The organism is Bacteroides fragilis (assembly GCF_019583405.1).
In the GTDB taxonomy this organism is placed as follows: Bacteria; Bacteroidota; Bacteroidia; order Bacteroidales; family Bacteroidaceae; genus Bacteroides; species Bacteroides fragilis_B.
The window spans coordinates 1-7,358 of record NZ_SZUU01000018.1 but is presented as its reverse complement, the minus strand read 5'-3'; the positions used below and the strand labels follow the sequence as shown (position 1 = coordinate 7,358).

Here is a 7,358-nt window from a genome sequence, read left to right as displayed (position 1 = left end):
TGCAAAGTCTTTGCAGAACTTGGTATACCAGATAACGTAAATTTACCATTTAGATCAGTAATAACACCTACAGTGGTGCCCTTAGCTAATACAGAGGCTCCAACAACTGGTTGCCCATCTTCTTCAGAAATAACAACACCTGTTACCTTCTGAGTTTGGGCGGTTACTAGACCTATACCTATAAAAAGGCAAGTCAATAACAGCATTAATTTTCTTTTCATAAATTCTCTCTTAAAGTTTAACTTTACATTAATTGTTTCTTTACTCTAACAAAATGCAAATATATTAAGAAATATGAAACGAACAATTATTTCTATAAAAAAACCTTGCAAATATAACAAATCGTTATCTAAATACGCGATTTTATGTCTAATAACATAGAAATACGCCTTAAAAAACGTAAACGGGGTTTGTATTGCTAACATGTTGCAGGTACTAATAATATGCATTTTTGTCTATTTTTGTATATTCAAGGCTTAATATGAGCAAAAATAGTGCTCGTTTTTCTGTCAAGGAAGTTTTTATAAATACAAATTAATCACTTTTAAAAAATACAAATTAGTTATTTCTATATAAAAATAGCAGGTTTTAGCAGATATTAAACCTTATTCAATTCTAATATTGAGTCTATGCACGTCTTATTTGTCCATAGTATTAATTAAAAATAAAGGAAATGGATAAAATTATTTACAGTTTAGTGTATAATAGAAAAAAGAGCCTGAACAAAAAAGGGATGGCGTTGGTACAGGTTGAGGCTTACTTAAACAGGAAGAAGAAATATTTTTCTACCAAGGTTTACTTGAGTCCTGACCAATGGGATTTCAAGAAAAGGATGGTTAAAAACCACCCTAATGCGGATGCTATCAATCACATGCTCTATGAGTTCATGGCAGAAATAGAGAAGAAAGAACTGGGATTGTGGCAACAGGGAAAACAAATTTCATTGGATTCACTAAAAAATTCAATGGAAAGTCAGGATGATGGAACTTCGTTTATTGCGTTCTTCCGCAACGAAATAGCCAAATCTTCATTGAAGGAGAGTACCAAACGTAACCATTTATCAACTTTGGAGTTATTGAGAGGCTATAAGAAAGATGTGTCATTCTCAGATCTGACATTTGAATTTATATCCTCATTTGATCATTACCTCCAACAAAAAGGGTACCACACCAATACCATTGCGAAGCACATGAAACATTTGAAAAGACATATCAATGTAGCCATAAATAAAGAATATATGGAGATACAGAAATATGCCTTTAGAAAATATAAAATTAAAAGTATCGAAAACAGTCATACTCACCTTTCTCCAGAAGAATTAGGAAAGATTGAAAGTTTGGAATTGGATGGCCGGTTTATGAAACTGGAAAAGACAAAAGATGCTTTCCTCTTTTGTTGTTATGCAGGATTACGATATTCTGACTTCACCAACTTATCCCCTGAAAACATAGTGAAAATGCATCAGGAAACCTGGCTTATTTATAAATCTGTGAAAACGAATACGGAAGTGCGCCTTCCGCTTTATCTTTTATTTGAGGGAAAAGGAATAGAAGTCTTGAATAAATATCAGGATAATCTTGCTGATTTTTTTAAGCTTAGAGATAATTCAAATGTGAATAAGGAATTATTGATCATAGCAAAATTATCAGGGTTGAATAAACGTATTTCGTTCCATACCGCTCGCCATACCAATGCTACATTATTAATATACAGTGGAGTCAATATTACTACTGTACAAAAGCTATTGGGACATAAAAGCGTGAAGACAACTCAAGTTTATACTAATATAATGGACATAACTATTGTACGAGACTTAGAAAAGTCTAAAAATAATCGCAAAGTATCTTATATGTAACAGAGATTTGTGCCTTACGTAGATGTATTGGCTATTAACATTGTTAACACGAATCACAGTTCTCAAGTACCGTTTCTATAAAGAACTTGTTTTCTGATTGAAAATCACTAATTCTTTGCATGTAGGAAGTTAGTTTTAACATTATGTTAAAACTAACTTCCTACATGCAAAAAGTGAACGGTTTAATTGGCTGTTTATTAAATATATAAGTTTATTAATCCTATTATGAGGAAATTTAGGTTGGCATTCTCTGTTTTTATATAAATATCAAATTAGTAATTATCCTTTTTTATTTCTAAGCCGTTTATGTAAAATAATAATAGGCTGCTTTATGACTTTTTTTTCGTTTGGAACTATTGAGTATAACATTCTTTTTTCAATCGCATACTTTTTAATCTATATTTCACTTGCAATAAGCGGATTACGCGTACAATAGTGGGAGATAGATATGGGAATCATTCGGATTTTATTGTTAGTACTGTTATCATATATATTTGATATTCAAACATATAACCATTGATATCGTAGTATAAGCACAAGTTCTCTGTATCTTTTATAAAATACTGATAATAAATAGTTTATAATATAATTGTAGTTCTGCAAAGACTTTGCAAATTTCGTATATCGGTATGCAAACTGTTGAAGTAGCAATTAAGCCTGTTATGAAGATTACGCTAAAACCTGATACGGAAGTGTTGGACGAAGTCGTTGTAACAGGATATGGTACATTTAAAAAATCATCTTTTACGGGAGCGGCATCAAGTATTACGACGGAAAAACTTCAGGATGTTCCTTCTTTGAGCGTACAAGATAAATTAGCCGGTTCTGTTGCCGGTGTACAGATTACGTCTACTTCCGGACAACCGGGTGCTGTTGAATCTGTACGTATTCGTGGAATGGGGTCAATTAATGCCGGTAATGATCCGTTATATGTCATTGATGGAGTACCTGTAATGACTGGTGACGCAAGTGAATTCACTTATTCTCAGTCAGGTAATAGCTTGTTGTCCACCATCAACAGCAATGATATCGAATCAATGACGGTAATTAAAGATGCAGCGGCTGCTTCACTTTACGGTTCACGCGCAGCAAACGGTGTTATTGTAATTACTACTAAAAAGGGAGCTTCAGGAAAATTGAAACTCAATGTGAGGGCAGACTGGGGATTCTCCAACAAAGCTATTGATTATCGTCCCATTCTGAATGGTGAAGATAGACGCGATATCCTATATATGGGTCTTAAAAACTATGCTTTAAATTCTGGAAAGGATGAAGCTTATGCCACGAACTATGCAGATAATAATATTGATAAATATGCTGCAAAACCTTGGAGCGGATATACTGATTGGGAAGATATTCTTTTCAGAAACGGTTCTCACCAAAATTATGAAGTAAATGCTCAAGGAGGAAATGAGCGGACTAAATTCTATACCTCTTTTGGATACACCAAACAGGAAGGCATTACACTACAGTCTGGATACGAGCGTATCACCGGACGTGCAAATATGAGTCATACGGCAGACCGCGTTACAATTGAGGCAAGTACGATGTTTACAAATTCAACTCAAAAAGTAAACTCGGAAGGGACTAGTTTCTCAAGCCCCATCATGTGTCTGGCTATGACAGCTTCTCCCTCTACATTCCCATATAATGAAGATGGTACATTTAGTACGAGTTTCCCTGCTTTGAATGGTGCCAATCCTCTTCAGACTGCAACATATAATTATGATCGTAGTACAATTGTGCGTACTTTGAATACATTGGCTGCAACATGGAATATCTGGGATAATTTGAATATAAAAGAAACTTTGGGTTATGATTTTAACCAGACAAACAATCGTGTATGGTGGGATCCTCGTTCCAATGATGGTCGTTCTTCAAAAGGGGTATTTCAACGCTATATGATGAACAGAAGCAAGTTGAATACTCAAACTCAGTTAACTTACAACAAGACATTTGCAGAACACCATAATATCGATGTACTGTTGGGATTTGAAACGGAGGATTACAAATACGATTATACCTATACTAATGGTAATACTTATCCATCCTACTTACCGGAGATTACAAATGCAGGTGTTTCAAGAGGTGCCAGTAACATTAATAGTTATCGAATGACTTCCTATTTAGGACGTTTGAATTATGATTATGCCGGAAGATATTATGTAAGTGGCAGTTTCCGTCGTGATGGAAGTTCGCGTTTATCAAGAGATAGTCGTTGGGGCAATTTCTGGTCTGTATCAGGTTCATGGAGACTTTCACAGGAAGCATTTATGGAATCATTATCCAATGTTATTACTGATGCTAAGATCCGTGCTTCTTACGGTGTAAATGGTACACAGCCCAAAGACTATTACGGATATATGGGGGTATATGAATTTGGATATAATTATAATGGAAATGGTGGTTCGTCAGAAGCTCGTTTCTATAATCCGAATCTGAAATGGGAAAAGAATTATGCCACAAATATCGGTATTGACCTTACACTACTCAATAGGTTGACTATTTCTGCTGAGTGGTATAACCGTGAGACAAAAGATCTCTTAATGGATAAACCGATTTCTGCTGCAGTCGGTGTAATCAATAGTGCGGGTACTGCTAATATGCTTGTGAATGTTGGCTCAATGAGAAATCGTGGTTTTGAATTGGAATTGAAGTCTACCAACATCCAGAACAAGGACCTTTTCTGGACTACTTCCTTGAACTTAGGACATAATAAGAATAAGCTGACCAAGTTGGATGGCGAACAACAGGAAATCATTGATGGGGTTTCTATCCACCGTGTGGGTGAACCATATTATTCTATCTATGCCTATGAATATGCAGGTGTTGATCCTCAAACAGGTAAAGAACTGTATTATATAAACGGTGAAGATGGTAGCCGTGAAACAACAACAAATTCTGCTGCTGCTAATAAAACGATTATCGGTTCTATCGAACCTAAAGTACAAGGTGGTTTGACCAATTATATCAGTTGGAAGTTTATTGATTTCAATTTAACCCTGACTTACTCTTTGGGCGGACATGCTTATGATTATGCTACCTGGCTACAATCTAATGGAGGTACTTATAATTATGTGGGTAATGTTCCTGCTTATTACAAGATGGAAGATACCTGGCAGAAAACAGGTGATAATGCCAAATTGCCACAATTTGCATACGGTAACACTAATAAAGCCTCTTCGCGTTGGCTGATGTCTACAGATCATTTACGTGTGAAGAATATGACTTTGGGATTCACTTTACCACAAAATTGGTCGTCTAAAGCAGGCATCAGTAAATTAAGAGCTTATGTTTCAGGAAACAACCTGCTAACTTGGAAGAAAAAGAGTTTGTATGTTGACCCGGAAGTTCCGGTTGACGGATTGTGTACATTCGAGACTCCGGCTCTTCGAACTGTTACATTTGGTATTGAAATCGGTTTTTAATCAAGTAGAAACAATTTATGAAAAAAGAATTTATGAAAAAGATATATAAATCAATAACACTGGTTGCTACTATCCTAAGTTTGTCTTCCTGCGGGAATGATTGGCTGGATAGAAAACCTGCTGACGGAATTCCATCAGAAGATGCAATTACAAACTATAATGATGCTCTGACTGCACGTACAGGTATGTATGATGGTATTCAGGGAAACTCTAATAGCACCAGCTATTACGGTGCCCGTATGTTTTATTATGGAGATGTCCGTGCTGAGGATATGCAAGCCAGAACTCAGGGTATGCGTTCGTCATCATGCTATGAGATGCGCTATACTGTGGATGATGCTCCTAATATGTGGAATATACCTTATAATGTAGTTCGCCGTGCCAATCGTCTGATTCAAGCAATTAACGAAAAAAAGGTGACTGACGCAACAGAAGCACAAATAGGTAAAATATATTCAGAAGCATTGGTTGTCAGGGCATTGGTTCATTTTGACTTAGTGAGAATCTATGGTATGCCTTATACAGCCGATAACGGAGCTTCTTTGGGTGTCCCGGTTATCTTGAAACCTTTGGAACGAAATGATTTGCCTTCCAGAAATACAGTAGCAGAAGTTTATACACAAGTCATCAGAGACTTGACTGACGCTATTAATTCTGGATATCTTGCTAAAGATAAGACTCAGGGATATATCAATGAATGGGCAGCAAAAGCCTTGCTTACCAGAGTCTATCTGACTAAAGGTGATAACGAGAATGCACTCAAAGTTGCTGAAGATATTATAACCAACTCTCCATATAAACTTTGGACTAATGAAGAATATGTAAATGCATGGTATAAAAGCAATGGAGCACATACGAACGAAATGATTTTCGAAGTTATAAATGCAAGTAATGATGACTGGACTGACCGTAATGGTATTGCTTATTTGCTGAACGAGAACGGATATGCGGATGCAATAGTTACAAAAAACTTTATGAATATGCTGAGTCAGGATCCTAAAGATGTTCGTATAGGTATGGTATTGCCGGCTCAGTATGATAAGGATCTTAAAGAAGAATATGGTGATGCAAAAATCTTCATTAATAAATTCCCGGCTGATAAGGACGACGTAGGTGAAATGCGTTTAAATAATCTGCCTTTACTTCGTCTTTCGGAAGTATATTTGAGCGCTGCAGAAGCGGCGGCTAAGCTTGGGGGACACCAGGATAAAGCTGCTAAATACCTGAATGAAATTGTTCTGAGAGCGAATCCGGAAGCTAAGGCTGTTTCGGAAGCAGATGCTACAGTAGAAAGAATCATTCTTGAAAGAAGAAAAGAAATGATTGGTGAAGGTCAACGTTACTTCGATGCATTACGCAATAATGAAACAATCGTTCGCTATAAAGATGAAGCAGATAAGGGGTATCATTATTCACTAATTAAAGAATCGCAAAGCTTTGACCGAACTTACTTTAGAGCTATACTTCCGATTCCTGTTGATGAAACAAATGTAAATCCAAACTTGAGAGCTCAACAAAATCCCGGATATTAATAGTGGATTAATCATGTAATTAAAAGGCTGCTTTCTTTAAAGGGAGTGGCTTTTTTATTTCACAATAATGGAACTTCCTATTGAGTTTCATTATGACATTTGTTGTATATTAGCCAAAAGTAACTCAAACTGTTTTTCAATAGAAAAATGTCGTTTATTTCAAGATACAAATGAAAGACACATCAAAAAATATTTATCTTATATGCGATCTGTGAATGTGACACTACTCTAAATTTCGACTATTGATAGGTGAATAAAATATCTATATAAAGCAAATAGTCAATTAGTACAAAGGAAAAATGTAGTAGAATAGGAAATAGAATGCAGAATCTTATTCATGCTGATAATCAATGTATTATCTGATTATTGTAAGATGTATGAAGTGTTTCATTTTGAGCTTCTCAATAAAATAGAAGATTTGTAGTATTTTGATAATAAGCGTTTTAATAAATCTTTTTTTCTTTTTACTAAGTTCAATATCATTGTGTAATACGCACATTATAAGCATTTTAGTGTATACTACAGTTCTGCAAAGACTTTGCA

3 protein-coding genes and 1 pseudogene are annotated in these 7,358 nt (G+C 35.4%); 3 read left to right on the top strand and 1 reads right to left on the bottom strand.

The window, feature by feature from the left end; translation table 11 throughout:
• Positions 1-221: carboxypeptidase-like regulatory domain-containing protein (locus FDF36_RS20700; RefSeq protein ID WP_147399812.1), on the bottom strand; the 221-nt coding region annotated here is incomplete at its 3' end.
• A gap of 452 nt (positions 222-673) precedes the next feature.
• On the opposite strand from FDF36_RS20700, the gene FDF36_RS20695 reads away from it, so the two are divergent.
• The 3 genes and pseudogenes from FDF36_RS20695 to FDF36_RS20685 all read left to right on the top strand — a co-directional run bounded on the left by FDF36_RS20695 (position 674) and on the right by FDF36_RS20685 (position 6,815).
• Positions 674-1,855: a Tsr0667 family tyrosine-type DNA invertase gene (locus tag FDF36_RS20695; protein ID WP_005783269.1), complete on the top strand. Its 1,182-nt coding sequence runs from the start codon at positions 674-676 to the stop codon at positions 1,853-1,855.
• A gap of 593 nt (positions 1,856-2,448) precedes the next feature.
• Positions 2,449-5,283: pseudogene (locus FDF36_RS20690) on the top strand (SusC/RagA family TonB-linked outer membrane protein); the annotation flags it as partial.
• 32 nt (positions 5,284-5,315) lie between these two features.
• Complete coding sequence (locus tag FDF36_RS20685; RefSeq protein WP_165017405.1) at positions 5,316-6,815, top strand: RagB/SusD family nutrient uptake outer membrane protein; 1,500 nt, start codon at positions 5,316-5,318, stop codon at positions 6,813-6,815.
• Positions 6,816-7,358 lie beyond the last annotated feature (543 nt).

Coding starts and splice junctions, on each gene's coding strand:
- FDF36_RS20695 (WP_005783269.1), top strand. CDS start 674: ATGGATAAAATTATTTACAGTTTAGTGTATAATAGAAAAAAGAGCCTG.
- FDF36_RS20685 (WP_165017405.1), top strand. CDS start 5,316: ATGAAAAAGATATATAAATCAATAACACTGGTTGCTACTATCCTAAGT.